1 protein-coding gene is annotated in these 549 nt (G+C 64.7%); it reads left to right on the plus strand.

Translation table 11 applies throughout. The features are described 5' to 3' along the window. On the plus strand, positions 1-549 hold a 549-nt coding region (locus tag EN991_RS39105), incomplete at both ends, for a nucleotide-binding domain containing protein (protein ID WP_281058866.1).

Consider the following 549-nt stretch of genomic DNA (forward strand, 5'->3'; position numbering starts at 1 on the left):
GATCAGGGATGCTCTAGAGGCTGCTGCTGCGAGCGGCTCTCGCTACATCGTCGTCGACGCCATTTTGGACAAGGACCTTATCGCCATTGGCGAGGCTGCCGAATCGGATGTCCTGCTCAGCGGCGGTTCGGGCATTGCCCTTGGACTTCCGACCAACTTTCGTCGGGCCGGGCTGATTGGCAGGGCGGCCATGGATTGGATGGGAAAACAGGGGCCGGCAGCCGTGCTTTGCGGCTCGTGCTCTGCCATGAGCCGACGCCAGATCGCCGAGCACCGGAAAAGCCATCCAACGCGCGTCGTGGAGGTGGACGCTGTCATGGACCGCGCGGCCAATCCTGTCGAATATGCCGAATGGGTTATCGGCCAGCAGCAGCATGGCTTGCCGCTCGTGTTTTCGTCGGCTGAGCCCGAAGCCGTCGCAGCCGCGCAGAAGCACCACGGGAAGGAGCGCGTCGCAACGGCGGTCGAAGGTTTTTTCGGCGAATTGGCGCGCCAGCTTCTGGCGCATGGCGTCCGCCGGCTGGTCACGGCGGGCGGCGAGACATCGGG

The organism is Mesorhizobium sp. M7A.F.Ca.US.005.03.2.1 (genome assembly GCF_003997795.1).
GTDB lineage: Bacteria > Pseudomonadota > Alphaproteobacteria > Rhizobiales > Rhizobiaceae > Mesorhizobium > Mesorhizobium ciceri.